The sequence below is a fragment of the Jannaschia pagri genome, assembly GCF_019655435.1.
In the GTDB taxonomy this organism is placed as follows: Bacteria; Pseudomonadota; Alphaproteobacteria; order Rhodobacterales; family Rhodobacteraceae; genus Jannaschia; species Jannaschia pagri.
On sequence record NZ_BPFH01000001.1, the window covers coordinates 797,319 to 816,092 of the forward strand.

General features: G+C 65.4%; 16 protein-coding genes. 7 read left to right on the forward strand and 9 right to left on the reverse strand.

Going from position 1 to position 18,774, the window contains the following annotated elements:
• Positions 1 to 62 precede the first annotated feature (62 nt).
• Entirely contained in the window at positions 63 to 1,520 is a 1,458-nt protein-coding gene (locus K5R33_RS03920; protein WP_220747656.1) for an efflux RND transporter periplasmic adaptor subunit, read from the forward strand.
• Entirely contained in the window at positions 1,520 to 4,885 is a 3,366-nt protein-coding gene (locus tag K5R33_RS03925; protein ID WP_220747657.1) for an efflux RND transporter permease subunit, read from the forward strand. Before K5R33_RS03920 ends, K5R33_RS03925 begins: the two co-directional genes overlap by 1 nt.
• A 24-nt stretch (positions 4,886 to 4,909) precedes the next feature.
• Here the strand turns inward: K5R33_RS03925 and nusB are convergent, their stop codons facing one another.
• The 3 genes from nusB to ribB form a co-directional block, all read right to left on the reverse strand.
• Positions 4,910 to 5,392 carry a transcription antitermination factor NusB gene (gene nusB, locus K5R33_RS03930; protein WP_220747658.1) on the reverse strand — a complete coding sequence of 161 codons (483 nt, stop codon included), beginning with the start codon at positions 5,390 to 5,392 and terminating at the stop codon, positions 4,910 to 4,912.
• A gap of 117 nt (positions 5,393 to 5,509) precedes the next feature.
• Positions 5,510 to 6,016: a 6,7-dimethyl-8-ribityllumazine synthase gene (locus tag K5R33_RS03935; protein ID WP_220747659.1), complete on the reverse strand. Its 507-nt coding sequence runs from the start codon at positions 6,014 to 6,016 to the stop codon at positions 5,510 to 5,512.
• 3 nt (positions 6,017 to 6,019) lie between these two features.
• Complete coding sequence (gene ribB, locus K5R33_RS03940; RefSeq protein WP_220747660.1) at positions 6,020 to 7,138, reverse strand: 3,4-dihydroxy-2-butanone-4-phosphate synthase; 1,119 nt, start codon at positions 7,136 to 7,138, stop codon at positions 6,020 to 6,022.
• Between the two features lie 79 nt (positions 7,139 to 7,217).
• On the opposite strand from ribB, the gene K5R33_RS03945 reads away from it, so the two are divergent.
• Positions 7,218 to 7,658, forward strand: coding sequence for an NUDIX domain-containing protein (locus K5R33_RS03945; RefSeq protein WP_220747661.1), 441 nt, complete (start codon positions 7,218 to 7,220; stop codon positions 7,656 to 7,658).
• A 946-nt stretch (positions 7,659 to 8,604) separates the two neighbouring features.
• Here the strand turns inward: K5R33_RS03945 and K5R33_RS03950 are convergent.
• From K5R33_RS03950 to K5R33_RS03965, 4 genes are all read right to left on the reverse strand, one after another.
• The gene (locus K5R33_RS03950; RefSeq protein WP_220747662.1) at positions 8,605 to 9,375 is read right to left on the reverse strand and encodes an SDR family NAD(P)-dependent oxidoreductase; all 771 of its coding nucleotides are present in this window, start codon (positions 9,373 to 9,375) and stop codon (positions 8,605 to 8,607) included.
• The gene (locus K5R33_RS03955; RefSeq protein WP_220747663.1) at positions 9,372 to 9,929 is read right to left on the reverse strand and encodes a hypothetical protein; all 558 of its coding nucleotides are present in this window, start codon (positions 9,927 to 9,929) and stop codon (positions 9,372 to 9,374) included. The genes K5R33_RS03950 and K5R33_RS03955 overlap by 4 nt, the downstream gene beginning before the upstream one ends.
• Positions 9,930 to 10,065: 136 nt before the next feature.
• Entirely contained in the window at positions 10,066 to 10,308 is a 243-nt protein-coding gene (locus K5R33_RS03960) for an HP1242/YdcH family protein (RefSeq protein WP_220747664.1), read from the reverse strand.
• A 192-nt stretch (positions 10,309 to 10,500) separates the two neighbouring features.
• Positions 10,501 to 11,109: a riboflavin synthase gene (locus tag K5R33_RS03965; RefSeq protein ID WP_220747665.1), complete on the reverse strand. Its 609-nt coding sequence runs from the start codon at positions 11,107 to 11,109 to the stop codon at positions 10,501 to 10,503.
• A gap of 136 nt (positions 11,110 to 11,245) precedes the next feature.
• Here K5R33_RS03965 and K5R33_RS03970 point away from each other — a divergent pair, with 136 nt between their 5' ends.
• From K5R33_RS03970 to K5R33_RS03980, 3 genes are all read left to right on the forward strand, one after another.
• On the forward strand, positions 11,246 to 12,529 hold the full coding sequence (locus K5R33_RS03970) for a capsule polysaccharide biogenesis protein (RefSeq protein WP_220747666.1): 1,284 nt from the start codon (positions 11,246 to 11,248) through the stop codon (positions 12,527 to 12,529).
• 83 nt (positions 12,530 to 12,612) lie between these two features.
• The gene (locus K5R33_RS03975; protein WP_255576037.1) at positions 12,613 to 13,752 is read left to right on the forward strand and encodes a polysaccharide biosynthesis/export family protein; all 1,140 of its coding nucleotides are present in this window, start codon (positions 12,613 to 12,615) and stop codon (positions 13,750 to 13,752) included.
• Between the two features lie 37 nt (positions 13,753 to 13,789).
• A complete protein-coding gene (locus K5R33_RS03980; protein ID WP_220747667.1) occupies positions 13,790 to 15,787 on the forward strand; it encodes a capsule polysaccharide biogenesis protein in 1,998 nt (665 codons plus the stop codon).
• Positions 15,788 to 15,856: 69 nt separating this feature from the next.
• Here the strand turns inward: K5R33_RS03980 and parA are convergent, their stop codons facing one another.
• A complete protein-coding gene (gene parA / locus K5R33_RS03985; protein WP_220747668.1) occupies positions 15,857 to 16,498 on the reverse strand; it encodes a ParA family partition ATPase in 642 nt (213 codons plus the stop codon).
• Between the two features lie 58 nt (positions 16,499 to 16,556).
• Complete coding sequence (locus K5R33_RS03990; RefSeq protein ID WP_255576036.1) at positions 16,557 to 17,576, reverse strand: LacI family DNA-binding transcriptional regulator; 1,020 nt, start codon at positions 17,574 to 17,576, stop codon at positions 16,557 to 16,559.
• Between the two features lie 125 nt (positions 17,577 to 17,701).
• On the opposite strand from K5R33_RS03990, the gene K5R33_RS03995 reads away from it, so the two are divergent.
• Positions 17,702 to 18,766, forward strand: coding sequence for an ABC transporter ATP-binding protein (locus tag K5R33_RS03995; protein WP_220747669.1), 1,065 nt, complete (start codon positions 17,702 to 17,704; stop codon positions 18,764 to 18,766).
• Positions 18,767 to 18,774 lie beyond the last annotated feature (8 nt).

Sequence of the window (18,774 nt, forward strand, 5' to 3'; positions counted from 1 at the left end):
TGACCTTTGGATCGGCCGCCAATCGTCTTATCTAACCGGTAGCCACGTCCCCAGGAGTTTGCATGCGTTTCCTTGGTCGCAGCCTTGTTGCCCTGTTCCTGACCGCCCTGACGGCGGGCCTCTTGGTTTGGGCCGGTCAGATCACCTACGCCGCCTTGGAAGACCGCCGCGCCCGCGAAGGCGGTGGCCCCCCGGCACGCGAACGCGTGCTGGCCGCCAATGTCGTGCTGGCCACCCCGGAACGCGTTACCCCGACCCTAACGGCCTTTGGCGAGGTTCAGGCCCGCCGCGTGCTAGAAGTTCGGGCGCCAGTCGCGGGGCGTATCGTGGACCTGGCCGACGGGTTCGAAGAGGGTGGCACGGTCATCGAAGGCCAACTCCTGCTGCGGATCGATCCCGCTGAGGCGGAGGCCGCCTTGGCCGTGGCCCGTGCCGACTTGGCTGGCGCAGAGGCGGAGGCCCGGGACGCGGTGCGCGGCCTCGAACTGGCCCAGGCGGAGCTTTCGGGCGCGCAGGCGCAACGCGATCTCCAGGCCCGCGCCCTCCAACGCCAGCAGGACCTGACCGACCGAGGCGTCGGCGCCGCCATCAACCTAGAGGCGGCAGAGCTTGCGCTGGCCAATGCCGAGCAGACGATCCTAACCCGGCGCGGGGCCCTGGCCCAAGCCGAAACCCGTGTGGACAGCGCAGCCCTCGCCATCGACCGCGCGCGGATCTCCCTGTCAGAGGCCGAGCGGGACGTCAGCGACCGCGCCCTCCTGGCCGAATTCGACGGGCAGCTTTCCGACGTTGGTGTCCTGCGCGGCGGCCTTGTGGCCACCAATGAACAGGTCGCGATCCTCATAGACCCGTCCGAGCTAGAGGTGGCGTTTCGCCTGTCTGCCGCGGAGCATGTCCGCCTGCTGGATGGCAGCGGGGATCTGGTCGGCGCCGAGGTGGTCGCGGTCCTCGACGTCCTGGGCCTCGACCTACAAGCCCCCGGCCGCATCACCCGAGAGGCGCCCGCCGTTGGCGAAGGCCAAACCGGACGACTGGTCTTCGCGCGGCTCGATGGCGCCGAAGGGTTCCGCCCGGGCGATTTCGTCCGCGTGACCGTACAAGAGCCGCCCCTCGATCGCGCGATCCGTCTGCCCGCGACGGCGCTGTCGGCCCAGAACCAAGTGCTCGTGCTCGGGGAAGAGGACCGCCTGGAAGAGCGGCCCGTGACGCTGCTGCGCCGTCAAGGCGACGACGTGCTCGTCCGGGGCGATATCGCTGGGCGAGAGATCGTGGCCGGACGGACCCCGGCCCTTGGCGCGGGTATCAAGGTCCGCCCCCTGCGCCCCGCCGCCGCCGATGAGATCCCCGCCGCGCCCGAAACCGTCGCCCTGGACCCCGACCGGCGCGCCCGGATCGTCGCCTTCATCGAGGGCAACACCCGCATGCCCGCACCGGTTAAGGCCCGCCTGCTCAGCCAATTGGAGCAAGAGGAAGTCCCCGTCTCCGTCGTCGCCCGGATCGAAGGTCGGATGGGCGGCTGATGGGCATCCTCGGCTATTTCACCCGCCACAAAACCGTCGCCAACTTGCTGCTCCTGCTCATGTTGGCCGCTGGCGCCTTGGCCATTCCCAACATGCGGGCGCAGTTTTTTCCCGACGTGGTGGTCGAGAACGTCTCGGTCCGCGTATCCTGGGACGGGGCGGGTGCGGAAGATGTGGACCAAGGCGTGGTGCAACTGCTGGAACCGGCTCTGCTGGCCGTGGACGGCGTGCTGGACAGTGAGGCGGTCGCCCGCGAAGGCAGCGCGGAAATCACCCTGGAGTTTGAGCCGGGCCGCGACATGGCCGCCGCCGCCAACGACGTGCAATCGGCAGTCGACTCAATCACCGGCCTGCCCGAGGGGATCGACGACCCGACCGTGCGCCAAGGCGGCTGGCGGGATCGGGTGACAGATGTGATCGTCACCGGCCCCGTCGGCGTGGACCAATTGGCGCGTATTACAGATGAATTCGTCACCCGCCTGTTCGCCGCTGGCGTGACGCGCACCACCATTCGGGGCGTTGCAGCCCCTGAAACCGTCGTCGAGGTCACCAGCGCAAGCCTGCTGCGCAACTCCGTCACCATGGCGGAAATCGCGTCCGCCATCGCGGCCCAAGCCGAGGCCGATCCGGCGGGAGACGTCACAGGCGCCAACGCCCGCGTGCGCACCGGCAGCGCCCGGCGCGGTGTGGCTGAGATCGAGGGCGTCGTGATACGCCGAGACGCCGCCGGCGCCGCACTGACCGTCGGCGACGTGGGCCGCGTTCTCTCAGCCGGCGTCGACCGGGAACGCGCCTATTTCGTCGGCGCCAACCCCGCGATGTCGATCCGCGTGGACCGCACCGCCGAAGGCGATGCCATCGCGCTCCAATCCCAGGTCGAGGACGTCGCGCAGGCCGTTCTGCAAGACACGCCCGAGGGCGTCACCATCGAGTTGATCCGCACCCGGACCGAGGCGATCACCGGGCGGATTGATGTCCTGGTGGACAATGCACTCATGGGCCTAGGCCTGGTTGTCGTGCTTCTGTTCCTGTTCCTCAACGCCCGCACGGCCTTTTGGGTGGCAGCAGGGATCCCGGTCGCCCTGACGGCGGCCATCGCGCTCATGTGGGCGGCGGGGCTGACGATCAATATGATCTCACTCTTTGCGCTGATCATCACACTGGGCATCGTGGTAGATGACGCCATCGTCGTGGGGGAACACGCCGATTTCCGGGCCCGGCGACTGGGCGAGGCGCCCTACGACGCCGCCGAAAACGCAGCGCGGCGCATGTTTTTGCCGGTCTTCTCGGCCACTCTGACGACGGTCATCGCCTTCTTCGGCCTGGTCGCCATTGGCGGGCGGTTCGGCGAGTTGATCGCCGATATCCCCTTTACCGTGGTTGTCGTCCTTATCGCCTCGCTGGTGGAATGCTTCCTGATCCTGCCCCATCACATGGCGGGCGCGCTGACCCACGTGGGGCGGGAGAAGTGGTACGACTGGCCCTCCCGCCAGATGAACCGGGGTCTCGATTGGGTGCGAGAACGCCTGTTCCGCCCGCTGATCGGCATCGCAATCTGGGCGCGTTACCCCGTCGCGGCGGCGGCGGTTGTCCTACTGTCCACGCAGGCGGCCCTGTTCATCCGGGGCGACGTCCAGTGGCGCTTTTTCAACGCGCCGGAGCGAGGTTCCGTGACGGGCAACTTTGCCATGGTGGACGGCGCGACCCGCGCTGACGCCATCGCTCAAATGCAAGAGTTGCAACGGGCGGCCACCGCGCTCGGCGAAGACTACGCCGAACGCTACGGCGCCAATCCCCTGGCCTATGTGATCGCGGAAATCGGCGGCAACACGGGCCGTCCCTTGCCATCGGCCGATGACAAAGATGCCGATCAGTTGGGCGCCATCTCCATCGAGTTGATCGACGCCGACTTGCGCCCCTACTCGTCGTTCCAATTCGTGGCTGACCTGCAAGACACGGCGCGCCAACTGCCCTTGACCGAAGAGATCAGCTTTCGGGGCTGGCGCTCCGGCCCGGGCGGCGATTCCTTGTCGGTGGAGTTCTATGGGGCCGACAGCGCGACCCTCAAGGCCGCTGCCGAAGCGCTCAAATCAGCAGTGGCCCGCATCCCCGAGGTATCGGGCGTCGAAGACAGCCTGCCTTATGACAAGGACGAATTGATCCTGGAGCTTACGCCCCAAGGCGAAGCGCTGGGCTTCGACATTGACGCCCTGGGCGGTCTGCTCCGAGACCGCCTGAATGGGATCGAGGCGGCCACCTTCCCCGTCGGACCTCGCACTGGCGCGATCCGGGTGGAACTGCCGCCCAATGAGATCCGCGCCGACTTCCTGGAGGGGCTGCGCCTTGCTGCGCCGTCTGGTGGGAACGTGGCCCTGGCTGACATCGTCACCGTGCGCGTGCAGTCTGGCTTCGGCACGATCCGTCGCGAAAACGGCGTCCAAGTGGTCACCGTCTCGGGCGATATCTCCCAGGACGACGCCGCCCGCGCCAACGAGATCCGCACCCAATTGGCCGAAGAGATCCTGCCGGATATCGCCGCCGTCCATCAGGTGGCCTATCAGCAAGGCGGCCTGGCCGAGCAAGAGCGGGCGTTCCTGACCGACGCAACGGTTGGCCTCATCGCCTGTCTGCTGGGCATCTATCTGGTTTTGGCCTGGATCTTCTCCTCCTGGACGCGGCCCGCGGTGATAATGGTTGTGATCCCTTTCGGTCTGATCGGGGCCGTCTGGGGTCATTGGTGGTGGGACGTGCCGCTCAGCATGTTCTCGGTTGTGGGCCTAATCGGGATGACGGGAATTATCATCAACGACTCCATCGTCCTGGTCACCACCGTGGACGAATACTCCAAGGACCGCGCGCTGTTGCCAGCGATCACCGATGCCGTCTCCGACCGCCTGCGGCCGATTTTGCTCACCACGTTGACGACGGTCCTCGGGCTCACCCCGCTTCTCTATGAGACCTCAAGCCAGGCGCAGTTCCTGAGGCCCACGGTCATCACGCTCAGCTACGGGCTCGGGTTCGGCATGATCCTGGTGCTGGTGCTTGTCCCCGCCGTGCTGGCCATGGGGCACGACATCGGGCGCGCGGGGACGGCGCTGCGGCGGCTCGGCGGCCTGGCGGGTCGGGCCCGGGGCCGCCCGGTTGGGATCCTTGGGGTCGCCCTGGGGTGCGCGATCTTGACCTGGGGCGCGGTCACTCTGGGCTTCACCACTGTGACGGGCGCGCCATGGGGGCCGTTGGCCACTCTGCTGCCTGTGGCCGGGATGGCCCAGGCCTTCCTGGCATTTTTGGCAGGAACGGTGGTGCTGCTTCTGGTCACTTGGGTGAGCGCCGGTTTGGCCATGGGCAGAAAGGCACGCGCCTAACGCACCCGCCGCGGGTCCAGCGGGCTAGAGCTTACCGGGCCGGGCCTCGCGCGCCATGTGATCCAGAACGCCATTGACGAAACCGCCTTCTTTGCCCTCGGGAAAGAAGGCCCGCGCCACTTCGACGTATTCCGTGATGATCACCTTCGGCGGCACATCGGACGACATCAACTCCGCCCCTGCCGCACGAAAGACAGCCCGCAGCGTCGGATCAATTCGCCCCAGGGGCCAGCGCGCAACCAAGGCGCGGTCCGTCATTTGATCAACCGCGACCTGATGATCGACCGCCGCGTCGAGGATGGCCCGAAACGTGTCGACATCCGCCTCGGACAGGGCGCCGATCTCGGTCTCCATACCGAAGCGATGGTCCTCGAACTCGGCGCGAACACGGTCCACGCCTTGGTCGGCTGCCTCCATCTGGAAGAGGGCCTGCACAGCATTTAGGCGCGCGGCAGACCGCATCCGCTGCCGCAACAAACGCTTCTCATCTCGGGTCATCTCAGCCATGGCGCGGCCCTAGAGCAGGCGCGCCCAACACGCAATGGCGCGCGTGCCGGGGTGCGGCGAAATTCTTCAACGAAGAATTTTGAAAAAGTCTTGGGACAAGACTTTTTTCGCCAACCGTCACGGGGCGCCAGGCTTAAACCCGATCCCGGTGTCGGCCTTCTTCATCGACCGTTGCAGGGCGATCAGATGGAGCGCCGCCTGGGCTGCCCCCCCAGCGGTGTCCAGACGGTCCACATCGGCGCGCTCTTCGGCCTGTTCCATGTTCTCGACGGTGATAATCCCATTGCCGATGCACGCACCGGCCAAACCCAGCGTCGCGATGGCCCGCGCACTTTCGTTCACCACCACGTCATAGTGGGACGTCCGCCCCCGGATCACACAGCCCAAAGCCACATACCCGTCGTAGTCCGCTTGGCGATGCGCGATACCAATGGCCGTCGGCACCTCCAACGAGCCGGGCACCTCCACCGTCTCATGGGTCGCCCCAGCGGCTTCGATCACCGCCCGGGTCGACGCCAGCTGAGCCGCCGAGATCGCCCCGTAGTAGGGTGCAATGACGATCAAGACCTTTGTCGGTTCATCAAAGGACGGCAGCGGCAAAACGTTATCGGAATGTCCGGCCATGGCTTAGCCCTCGTTCGGAATGGGGCGCGTGCCCGTAATCGTCAGGCCATAGGCCTCCAGCCCCACAACGCGGGGCGCGCCGGAATTCGTCACCAGCTCCATCTCACCAATGCCAAGCGCCGCAAGGATCTGCGCGCCCAGTCCATATTGCCGCAGCTTTTGGGGCGACACCCCGCCCGGATCCATCTTCATTTCTGTGTCGCGGAGCAGAACAACGACGCCGCGCCCTTCGTCCGCGATCACCTGCATCGCCCCAGCCAAATCGCTGTCCCCGATCCCCAACGCGTCCTGCAACGGATTCATGGCATGCATCCGCACCAGAACCGGCCCGTCCGAGATGTCGCCCTTGGTCAATACGATATGCTCAGACCCTTGGGTTTCATCGGTGAACACCCGCATCAGCCACTCACCACCAACCTTTGCGGTCACCGGTTGAGAGGCCGTTTGGTTGACGAGGTTATCGTGCCGCCGACGGTAGGAGATCAGATCGCTGATCGTCCCAATCTTGAGACCATGCAGCTGCGCGAAGGCGATCAGGTCAGGCAGCCGCGCCATGCTGCCATCGTCGTTCATGATCTCACAAATCACGCCCGAGGGGTTCAGCCCCGCGAGGCGAGAAATATCACAGGCCGCCTCCGTATGGCCCGCCCGTACGAGAACGCCGCCATCCCGCGCCCGCAGCGGAAACACATGGCCGGGTGTGGCGATATCCGCCGCCCCCTTGCTCGCGTCGATGGCGACGGACACCGTCCGCGCGCGGTCATGGGCACTAATGCCGGTGGACACGCCCTCGCGCGCCTCGATGGAGACGGTGAAGGCGGTCTCGTGGCGCGACGAATTATGGGACGCCATCAACGGCAGGCCCAGCGCGTCGATCCGCTCCCCCGGCAGTGTCAAACAAATCAACCCGCGCCCGTGGGCCGCCATGAAGTTAATCGCATCGGGCGTCGCCATTTGCGCCGGGATCACCAGATCCCCCTCGTTCTCGCGGTCCTCATGATCGACCAGAATGAACATCCGGCCATTGCGCGCGTCTTCGATGATGTCCTCAATCGAAGAAATCACGTCCGCATTGGCCCGCTCCACTGGACCGGGCGCTTCGAATGGAATTGGGTCGGCCATGGCAGCACCTCCGCTTTGTGTCTGGATGTAGCCGCCACACGCCCAATGTGCCAGTGCGGGGGCGCAGAGGAGGGTCGGTATGACGCAACATCCAAAGTTGGGCGCCTTGGCGGTCGTGGCGCGCGGTGACCGCGTGCTCTTGGTTGCCCGGGGAAAGGCCCCGAACCGGGGCCGCTGGGGGTTTCCCGGCGGACATGTGGAATTGGGCGAGACGGCACTGGCCGCAGCCGCCCGGGAATTGGCGGAGGAGACCGGTGTGATCGCCACGCCCCGCCGCTACCTCGGCAACATCGATTTGATTGAACGGGAGGGCGACCAGATTACCCACCATTACCTCCTGGCGGCGGTCCTCTGCGATGATGCAACTGGTGAGCCGATTGCCGCGGATGATGCCGAAGCCGCGGCCTGGGTGTCTGAGGCGGAGATGGCGGCCCTGCCCCTGTCCCCAAACGTGGGCCGCGTGCTGACATGGCTCCGCGCGGCGCAGGCCCAACCGGCGGAGCAAGAGGATCCCCTGTGAGGGCTTCGCCCCCCCCCCGGGCCGCGTGCCACGCGTTCAAACCACAGTCGGTGCGGGCCGGCCCAAGCGTTACTAAGTCGTTCAAACGCCGCTCGCGAAGCCTCCCCGCAATGGCAAAGCGAGCGCAAAGTACAGGGCGCACTCCCATCGCTGAACGTCGACGGCGTTGAGGCACGGTATCATCACACATCTACCAGGACGCCTGTAGGGTCGTCGCCCTCCGTCGTCGGCCTCACTCACCCCATCACGGGTGACACCCCCAGCGCCTGGAATTCCAGCCGTTGTCGCCTCTACTCACAAGTCCGTCAGTCAGCCGATAATGCCGTCATGTCGACCAGCGCCCCAGCCTCTGTAGACGGGTGCGAGACTTCAGGCTCATCTAACGCTCCTCCCACCTGACAGGCGGCTTCTTAAAACGCCCCAGCCAAATCATCCCTATCTTGAGCGTAGCCCTTCAGATCAATACCCTGAGCGGCACTCACTCCTAGCCGCACCTCCCCCAACCGAAGCGTAGCCCTCTCGGGCACAAGACACTAGACGCCCCTTCACTCGAGGACCCCTTCACATAAGCTCCACTCGCTCACGACTGGCCGATCAATCCAACGTATCACCACCTCCGACCCTCACGATCCCTCGCCAGAACAGCGGCGCGCGGCTTTTCTTTTCAGGAACCGCCCCCCCGACAGCCCGACACCAGACCAAGCGCCCCGGCCGAAGCTCCAAAACCGACGCGCACGCCCCGTCACCAACACCTCCAGGACCGGGCTATCGCCTCATTTCCACGCTCGTGGGACACACGATCTCCCCCGCCTCGACAGACCAAACACACCGCGACGGAGCGCAAGCCCCCGCCGTACAGCGCCCAAATCACCGTTTCGATGTTCCACAAATATGCCGACACCACGTCCAGCCCCGGGGGCCTAACTTCAGAAACAAGGCCCCGACATCAGCCCTTCTCCTGCATCCGTCGCACCATTTTCAGAACGACGCGGCGAGGCAACAGCGGTATAATCCAATCGACCAAGACCGATAGCATCGGCTCATTCACCGCCACCAACTGCCCCGTCATCATCGCATCATAGCCCACCCGCGCCGCCGAGGCCGCGCTCTGGCCCCGCCGGGTCAACAGGGTCCCCTCCAGGTCCGCACGCGCGGCAAAATCCGTCTCCACGTAGCCGGGGGCCAGAACTGTCACCGTCACACCCTGTGGTCGCAACTCCTCATCGAGCGCCTGGCTGAAACTGTTCACATAGGCCTTGCTCGCGAAATAAGTCGCCTGCAACGGCCCCGGCATCATTCCAGCTGTGGACCCCACATTCAGGATCCGGCCCTTGCCGCGCGCGACCATGCCAGGCGCGATCCCATGGCACAGCGCCATCAGCGCGCGCACATTGACGTCCAACATAGCGAAGTCATCGGCCAAGGCGCGATCCAGAAACGCCCCACTTCCCCCGAAGCCCGCATTGTTGATAAGCATCTCGACGGGCGCATCCCGCGCCGCCTCCAGAAGCGTCTCAACACCCTCCGCCGTGCCCAAATCACAGGCCACCGGGGTGACCGAGACACCAAACTCCCCTTCCAACTCCGCCTTCACCGACTGGAGCGCCTCCAACCGACGCGCCGCAACGATCAAATCGCCGCCCTTGCGGGCATGGTGCCGGGCCAAGGCGCGACCGATCCCGCCCGAGGCGCCGGTGACAACCGCCAAACGGCTCATGACTGACCTCCAAAATAGGCGTCCGCAGTCACATACCCGCCCGCTCGCATGGCGGGGCACCAACTCGCCTCAAAGCTCGTGTCACCCACCAACACGACCGCATCCGCGGGCACGCCACCCGCGCGCAAGGCCTCGCTCAGCGAGGCCCGAAGCTCTGGCCAACGATCCGTGAACTGCGGCGCACGCGATGCCCACTCCAGCGGGGGCGGCGCCTCAACGGGCAATGGCGCATGGACAAGCACCCCCCGGGCAGCCGCCACCTCGGCCACCTTGGCGGCACGGCTTTGCTCAATCTCTGCCGTGCGGATCATGCGCAGCGCATTGGACGAAAACAAAAGCGCCGCGATGTCCCGCCCAGTGCCCGCGCGGATACTGGCATAGGTGCCATAGTCCAAACCCAACGCCGCCGCCCGGCGCACGCGCAGACGGACCACTTCCACGGGGACCGCCCCTTTGATCAGGTCCCGCCGCGCCCGACGCCATTGGTGCAGTCGCGCGGTATATCCGGTGTAATCGCGACCAGAGTTATGTCCGATCCCTGGGGTCTCTGCCATGCGCTTGGCCCTCCTGCTGTTCCAGCAGGGGGCCACGGTCCACGGCAAATATCAAGTCAGGGCAGGTCGACACCGAACCCAACCTCACCGGGCATGGCGCGAGGCTCCACAACACGCCATGCCCGCCCTCCCCAGGCTACCGCGCAGCTGCCAAACAGCCCGCGATTTGGTCCTTCAGATGCAGCCGCTCCCGCCGCAATTCTAAGGCATGGGTGTCAGAGCAAGGCTCCACATTGGTTTCCGCTCGGTGGATCTCCCGATTGATGCGATGATACGCATCGGCCAGCTTGGCGACATGGCCGCTTTCGGCCTTCAATTGGGCCAGACGCGCAAGGTCATTGGGGAATTCTTCAGACAGGTCGTGGGGAACATGGCTCATGGCAAGGCCTCCGCAGCTGTTGCCAAACCACCCTACGACAACCCGGGGCGGCCGCCCTTGACCCACATCAACACAACCGGCGCCAATCTTCTTCTCGGCAAAAATACCTCCGGGGGGCGGCCGAAGGCCGTTTGGGGGGCAGCGCCCCCCTCAGCGACGCCAAAGGCGGCGCAAGCCAAAGGCATGCCGACGTCAGTCGGCGCAGTCCGCAAGGCGGGCGACGTACCGGGCGAGGGTGTCGATCTCTAGGTTGACGGCGTCGCCTTCGGCGGCGTCGCCCCAAGCTGTCACATCCTGGGTGTGCGGGATCATATTGACGCCGAAACGCGCGCCCTCTACCTCGTTCACGGTCAAAGATGTCCCGTTGAGCGCGACAGACCCTTTGGGCGCGATAAAGCGCGCCAGGTCTGCGGGCGCCTCAAACAGGAAGCGCTTACTGTCGCCTTCGGGCGTGATCGACACGATCCGGGCAACGCCATCCACGTGACCCGACACGATGTGCCCGCCCAATTCGTCGCCCACGCGTAAGGCGCGCTCCAGATTGATGCGCTGCCCTTCGGCCCACCCGGCGGCGCCGATGTTGGTCTTGCCCAAGCTTTCGGCGCTGACATCCACGTCGAACCAATGGCCCACCGCGTCCGTGCCCCGGTCCACCACCGTCAAACAGCAGCCGTCACAGGCGATCGAGGCCCCGATATCGATTCCCGCCGCCTCATAGGCCGTGCCAATGCGTGCGCGCATGTCGCCGCGCATCTCCACGCTGCGAATTTTTCCGATATCGGTGACAATTCCGGTGAACATTGCACCCCCCTTGGCTGAGATTATGCAGCTAATCCGCCACATCCCCTGCTGCAAGTGCCGCATTCGTGACACAAAGCAGCCTTTCCCACGCCCAGGCGTGTTTCGATAACGGAAACCAATCGTGTCGGAGGATGACATGCGCCCAGCGCGCCGCTTCCTGTTCTTGCAAGGACCCCATGGGCCCTTTTTCCACCACCTTGGGGGGCTTCTCCGGGCGGCGGGGTGTGAGACATGGCGCGTGGCCTTCAACCGGGGTGATGATGCTTTTTGGTTCGACCGGCGCAGCCTGATCCCATTTCAAGCGGACGCGGCCACTTGGCCAGAGGCCTGCGCGTCCTTGATGGCCGAGAAAGGGATCACAGATCTCGTCCTCTATGGGGATACGCGCCCCATTCATGCCGAGGCGATCAAGATCGCCCGCGACCGGGGGCTGACCATCCATGTCTTCGAAGAAGGCTATTTGCGTCCCTGGTGGGTCAGCTATGAACGCGGCGGCTCCAACGCCAATTCCCGCCTCATGACCAAATCCGTGGCCGCAATGCAGGCAGAACTGGCCGAGTTGGACCTGGATCTCCCCGATGCGCCCGCCCACTGGGGGGACATGCGGCACCATGTGTATTACGGGATGCTCTATCACTGGTTCGTGCTGTCGCGGCCCGGCAAGTACCGCGCCTATCGCCCCCATCGCCAGGTCACCGTCCTTAAGGAATTCCGCCTGTACTTGCGACGGCTTGTGACCATGCCCTTCACGGCCCTGGAGCGTCGCTTAGCGACCCGCCGGATCACCCATGGTGGCTTCCCCTACCATTTGTGCCTGATGCAGTTGGAACACGACGCCAGTTTCCAGGCCCATTCGCCCTACGCCTCCATGACCGAGTTCTTGGAAGAGGTCATCGCAGGGTTCGCCCGCGGCGCGCCCGCCCACCACCATCTCGTGCTGAAGGCCCATCCCCTGGAGGACGGGCGGGCGCCAATCCAGGCCACGATCCGACGCCTTGTGGCCGAACACAATCTGGCGGGCCGGGTGCATTATCTGCGCGGCGGCAAGCTGGCGGGCCTCATGAACGAAGCGCGCAGCGCCATCACCGTCAATTCGACCGCCGCGCAACAGGCGCTCTGGCGCGGGCTACCGCTCAAGGCCCTGGGCCGGTCGGTCTATTCCAAGCCCGAGTTCGTGAGCGATCAACCCATCGAGGCCTTCTTCGCCGACCCCGACCGCCCCGACAGCCGCGCCTACCGCGATTACCGCCACTACCTGCTGGAAACCTCCCAGGTGGCGGGCGGCTTTTACTCGGCGCGCGGCCGCAGGCAACTTCTCCGCCAGGTCGTCGACATGATGTTGTCCGATCTGGACCCCTATGACCGCCTCTCCGCTGGCAAACCGGTGCCGAGGCAGAATTTGAAACTGGTGTCCGGTTAGGATACCTTGAACCAAGCAGACAACGCCCAGACGGGGGCTAACCCCCGCAAAGTGGCACCGAGGCAGAGCGAAAGGGCAAAACCGTGAGCAGACAGCTACGCCGGGGGGCGAAGACCATCGCCCTGTTCCTGGCCGTGACGGTGGTCGCATCCTGCGCGACCCTTCCCCGGTCGGGACCAAACAAGCGCGAGATTTTCGCAGGCTCCGTCCTGCGCGAAGGGGACGCTTTCGTCGTCTCCGTCAACGACCGGGTCACGACCGCGACCGCCGTGACCCCGGCACTGGGCTTTTCCCAGTCGTTCCAGAACGCCAACCCCATCGGCGCCGACACCATCCGTCCTGGCGACACCCTGGGCTTGATTATCTATGAGAACGTCGAAGATGGCCTGCTAACCAACACAGGCGCCTCGGCCAGCCTCATTGACGAGGTGCAGGTCGACAGCGCTGGCATGATCTTTATCCCCTACGCCGGACGCATCCGCGCAGCGGGCAACACGCCCGAGGCGCTGCGCCGGGTCATCACCCGCCGCTTGGACGAACAAACCCCCGATCCCCAGGTGCTGGTCCGGCGCCTGGCGGGCGACGGCGCCACGGTCAGCATCGTCGGCGGCGCGGGCGCCCAGGGCGTCTACCCCATCGAACGGCCCACCCGCACGCTCACGGCCATGATCGCCGCCGCCGGGGGCATCTCCATTGAGCCTGACATCGCCTTGGTGTCCGTCAGCCGGGGCAACCGGACCGAAACGGCGTACCTGCGCGACCTCTATCGCAACCCGCACCTAGACATCGCTCTGCGCGACGGCGACCGGATCTTCATCGAAGAGGACACCCGGTCCTTCACCGTCCTCGGCGCCACGGGTGCCCAAACCCGGCTGGAGTTCCAGGCCGAGGTCATCTCCGCCATCGAAGCCCTAGCCCAGGTCGGCGGTCTCAACGCCACCCTGGCCAACCCCACGGGCGTCTTTGTCTTTCGCAATGAACCCGAAGAAATCGCCGAGGCCGTCTTGGGCCGCGACGATCTCGATGGCACCCAACGCCTCGTCTATGTGCTCGACCTCACCCAGCCGACGGGCATGTTCAACGCACGAGATTTCATCATCCGGTCCGGCGATACCGTCTATGTGACCGAGGCCCCCATCGTGGCCTGGAACCGGTCGGTTGCTGCGATCTTCGGCTCGCTTGGCACGATTTCCAGCACCTCGGCCACGCTCGGGATCGAATGAGCCACGGGCGGCCCCAAAGCGGGTCGCCGGTCCGACCATGACCACGCCCATCGTCGCGCGCTTCTTGTCAGCGGGGTTCTTCAACCACCGTATTCGCCGCATTGCCTGGCTGGCGGGCGTTGACCTGCGCCCTGGCTGGCCCCGCGCGGGGGAGCATCTGGCGTCCTGGGGCCTTGAGGGTCCCTCGGCCCGACGCGCCGCCAAGGTCGCCGCCCGCACCGGCGCCCCAATCCTCTATTTCGAAGACGCCTGGCTCCGATCCCTGCACCCCGGTCGCGGCGGAGAGCCGACCCACGGCCTGTTGATCGACCGCCAGGCCCCCCATTTCGACGCCTCCCGCCCGTCGGATCTGGAAACCCTACTGGCCACCCATCCCTTCGACGATGGGGATCTTCTGGCGCGGACCCGCGCCGCCATGGCGGAATGGCGCAGCCCCGGCGTCACCAAATACGCCGCCACCCGCGCCGATCTAACTCCGCCCGACCCTGGCTATGTCCTCGTCATCGACCAAACGCGGGGCGATGCCTCCATCACCCATGGTGGCGCCACGGAAACAACCTTCCGCGAGATGCTGATGCTCGCGCGCGAGGACCACCCGAACACGCCTGTCCTCATCAAAACCCACCCGGAGACCGAGCAGGGCCACCGCGCCGGTCACTACACCGAGGCCGATGCCACCCATGGCGCAACCTTGGAAACACGTCCCCTGTCCCCGGCGGTGCTCTTGGCGGGCGCCTCCGCCGTCTACACCGTCAGCAGCCAGATGGGGCTGGAGGCGATCCTCCACGGCCACCGCCCCCAGACATTCGGTCAACCTGCCTGGTCCGGCTGGGGCCTTGATGATGCGCGCCAGCCCGTCACACGGCGGCAACGGACCCTGACGCGCACGCAACTCTTTGCCGCAACCGCGGTCCTCTACCCGAAGTGGTACGACCCCCATCGCGACCGCCTGTGCGACCCCCTCGACGTGATCCGCATCCTGGAGGCCCGCGCCCGCGCCTGGCGCGAGGATCACTTGGGCTGGACAGCCCAAGGCTTCCGCCTGTGGAAGCGTCGCCCTGTCCAGCGTTTCCTCTCCGGCAAAGTCAGATTCACCGACCGTCCAGGCCCACGACACATGATCTGGGGAGCGGGAAACGACGTCGGACAGGGATCACCCCTAGATCACCCCAGGGTCACCCCTGCGGTGACGCGGGTCGAAGACGGGTTTCTACGCTCCCGCGGCCTGGGCGCAGAACTGGTCCCGCCCCTCTCCCTCGTGCTCGATTCCCAAGGCATCTACTATGACCCGAGCCGCCGGTCCGACCTGGAAGATGCCGTGATCCGCGCCGCCGCTTTGCCGCCCGAGGCCCTGGCCCGCGCCCGTGACCTGCGCGCCCAGATCATCGCCCTCGGCCTGACGAAATACAACCTAGACGGTGCCACCGACGCCCTGCCCGACCGCCCCTTTATCCTGGTTCCGGGACAAGTATCCGACGATGCGTCGATCCGACTTGGGACGGATCAAACCCCTGACAATAAGTCACTTTTGCGCCGGGTCCGGGCGAACAATCCAGGCGCCGTGATCGTCTACAAGCCGCACCCCGACGTCGAGGCCGGTCTTCGCGACGGCGCCATCCAGGCCAACGATGCCGACATCGTCGCGCACCAGTCAGACCCCCTCGCCCTGACGACCAGGGCCTCCGCCGTCTGGACCCTGACCTCCGGTCTCGGGTTCGAAGCCCTCCTTCGCGACGTCCCCGTCACCACCCTGGGCGCGCCCTTCTACGCCGGCTGGGGCCTCACGACCGACCTCGGGCGCATCCCGGCCCGCCGCAAGGCCGCCCGCCCCAGCCTCGATGCGCTCACCCAAGCCGTTCTCATTGATTATCCGCGATATTTCGACCCTGTCACCGGCACCCCCTGCCCGCCCGAAGCGGCCATCCACCGCCTCGCCCATGGCCCCTGGCCCAGTCCCGGCCCCGCGAACAGAGCCCTCTCCAAAGCCCAAGGTGCCCTCGCCAATTACGCCTGGATATGGCGCAAATACATGTAAAACTTACCTAAAATCCCGCTTCTTCTCGGCCAAAATACCTCCGGGGGCCCGAAGGGCGGGGCAGAGCCCCTACGACGGGTCCAACTTGGCCAGAACCTCATCCACAAGCGCCGAAATCTCCCCTGCGGCCACGGCTGCGCCAGCGTATTCGGCGACGCCCTGACCGGCCCCCAGCGCCTCAGCATAGGCGACGCGGTTCGCGATCACAGCGGTGGCCGCATCTGCCGCGAGACCGCTCAAGGCGCCTTGCACCGCTGTCGTCAACTTCGTGCCAGCCCGGGCGCGGTTGAGCACGGCCAAGGGCCGCTTCCCCTCGCGCTCGGCCATCTCCAAGACGCCTTCCGTCGCCCAAAGATCCACTTGACTGGCCGTCACCGGAACAACGATCAGGTCAGACGCCTTGAGCGCAGGTTTCAAATCGCTGTCGATTTTCGGCGGGGTATCGATCAACACAAAATCATGGGAATCCTTATACTTGGAGGCTTCATAGCTGACCCCCCAGGCCGAGGCGGTTGAAAAAGTGATGTCCCCTTTCAGCCCGGCCTCACGCTCGAACCGGGTCATGAACCATCGCCCAAGGGACCCTTGCGGATCGCTGTCCAAAAGCGCCACGCCATAGCCCCGTGACGCCAATTCCACCGCCAGATGGGCACAGAGCGTTGTCTTGCCCGAGCCGCCCTTCTGCTGGGCAAAGGTCAAAATCGTCGCCATGCAAACCCCCCGTGCTGCGCCGCAGCAGGATGCAGCGCAGCTTGTGAAAAGGTCAATGTTATTGTGATCGTACCGTCGATCCGGCCACAAATTCGCATGGCAAGCAGGTGATCCGTGGGCTGCTGACGCCATTGAGACGCGCCAAAAGATGCCGCGCGCCCACCTGGCCGATCTGCCGCCGGGGTGAGGCCATGGTGGTCAACGGCCGGGGCAGAACAGTTGTCAGGTCTAAGCCATTGAACCCCACGATGCCGATGTCTTCGGGAACGCGCAAACCGGCCCGCTGGGCCGCCATCATCCCGCCGAACGCCATATTGTCCGTGAGGAAGAACACGACGTCCGGTGCATCGGCCAGGTCGATTTGGCCAAACCCTTCGGCGCCCACGACAAAACTATTGCCGCCGAGCCCCCCTCGGCGGACCAACTCGCGCGCGCCGACGGCCCGGAACGCATCTGAGACGCCTTCGGCCCGCATGTCGGCGCGGTGATCCATCCCCGGCGGCGCGCCCACGTAGACGGGCGCGCGGTATCCCATCTCCGCGATCCGGCGCCCGAGGGCCAAGCCTTCGCGGTAGTGGTCGATGCCCACACAGAGGTCGATGGGGTCGTCGGTGACGTCCCAGATCTCCAGCGTGGGGATACGTCCGCGGATCAACCGGGCCCGCAACTCTGGATCGTGATCCACGCCCGTCAGGATCACCGCCGCCGGACGCCAGGCCAGGAACCGCTCGGCCCAGGACAACTCCCGCGCAGGGTCGTAGTCGGTGGTATCCATCACCGAAGAATAGCCGGCCTGGTCAAAGATCCGACGCATCCCTTCGAGGATGTCGGGGAACACATCGTTGAACAGGGTCGGAAACGAGATCCCGATCAGATTGGCGTTCGTTGCCGCCAGCGCCCGCGCGCTGGAAGACGGCACGTAGTTCATGTCTTGGGCGAGCGACAGAATCCTCTGACGGGTCATCTCCGAGACGCCTTCGACACCGCGCATGGACCGCGAAACTGTCATGACGGAGACCCCTGCACGTCGTGCAACGTCTTGGATGGTGGTCCGGTCGGGCTCAGGCGTCTTGGGCATTCTCTAATTTTTTCTGTAACTTGCGAGATTTTTCGTTAACGTTAACGTGCAAATCTAACGTTACACCTTCCCAAAGCCCTGTCCAGCCGCAAGGATCAACGGGCACCGAGATTGGGAGGTCCGCGTTGCCACGCATCACATTCGATAAGGTCGAGAAGTCCTATGGCAGCGTCCAGGTTCTGCCCCCTTTGGACCTCACACTGAACGACGGCGAGTTCACGGTTTTGGTTGGTCCGTCGGGCTGCGGCAAGTCCACGACACTGCGCATTCTGGCCGGGCTAGAGACCCTGTCCGGCGGGGAGATTTACTTCGACGACCGCCCCATTGGCAGCCTTGAGCCGAAGGAGCGGGACATCGCCATGGTGTTCCAAGACTACGCGCTCTATCCGCACATGAACATCGCGCGGAACATGTCCTTTGCCCTGCGCCTGGAACGGCGCCCAAAGGCCGAGATCGACAGCGAGGTGACGCGCGTCGCCGAGATGCTCAACATCGCCCACCTGCTGGACCGCAAGCCCGCCGAACTGTCGGGCGGGCAGCGCCAGCGAGTCGCCATGGGCCGGGCGCTCGTGCGGGATGCGGGCACCTTCCTGTTCGACGAACCACTATCCAACCTCGACGCCAAGTTGCGGGCCCGGATGCGGACTGAACTGGCTGAGATGCGCGACACCATCGACAAGAACATGGTCTATGTCACCCACGACCAGGTGGAAGCCATGACGCTTGGCGACCGGATCGTTGTGATGAACGCAGGCGAGATCCAGCAGCAGGGAACAGCGGAGGAGTTGTTCTCGGACCCGGTAAACCGTTTCGTGGCCGGCTTCATCGGATCGCCCACCATGAACTTCCTCGAAGGGGAGATTTCCGGGGATCGGGTCAAGGGCGCCGGGTTCGACCTGCCCCTGGTGCCGGAACTGGGGCAGCGGGCCGCAAAGGCCAGCGCGCGGGCGGTAGACGTTGGTATTCGTCCGTCGTCGATCCAATTGACGGGCGGCGCGCCCATCGACCTGCGCGTTGTGGTGTCCGAATACCTGGGCGCGCAGTCGGTTCTGGTGACCCGTTGCGGCGAGACCGAGGTTCTGGCCGAAATCGCCAGCGCAGACCGCATCCCGACCGGAGACGTCCGCAGCTTTGGCGTCGTGTCAGAGGACATCATGCTGTTTGACCGCGCCTCGGGCGCGCGCATCTAAGACATAAT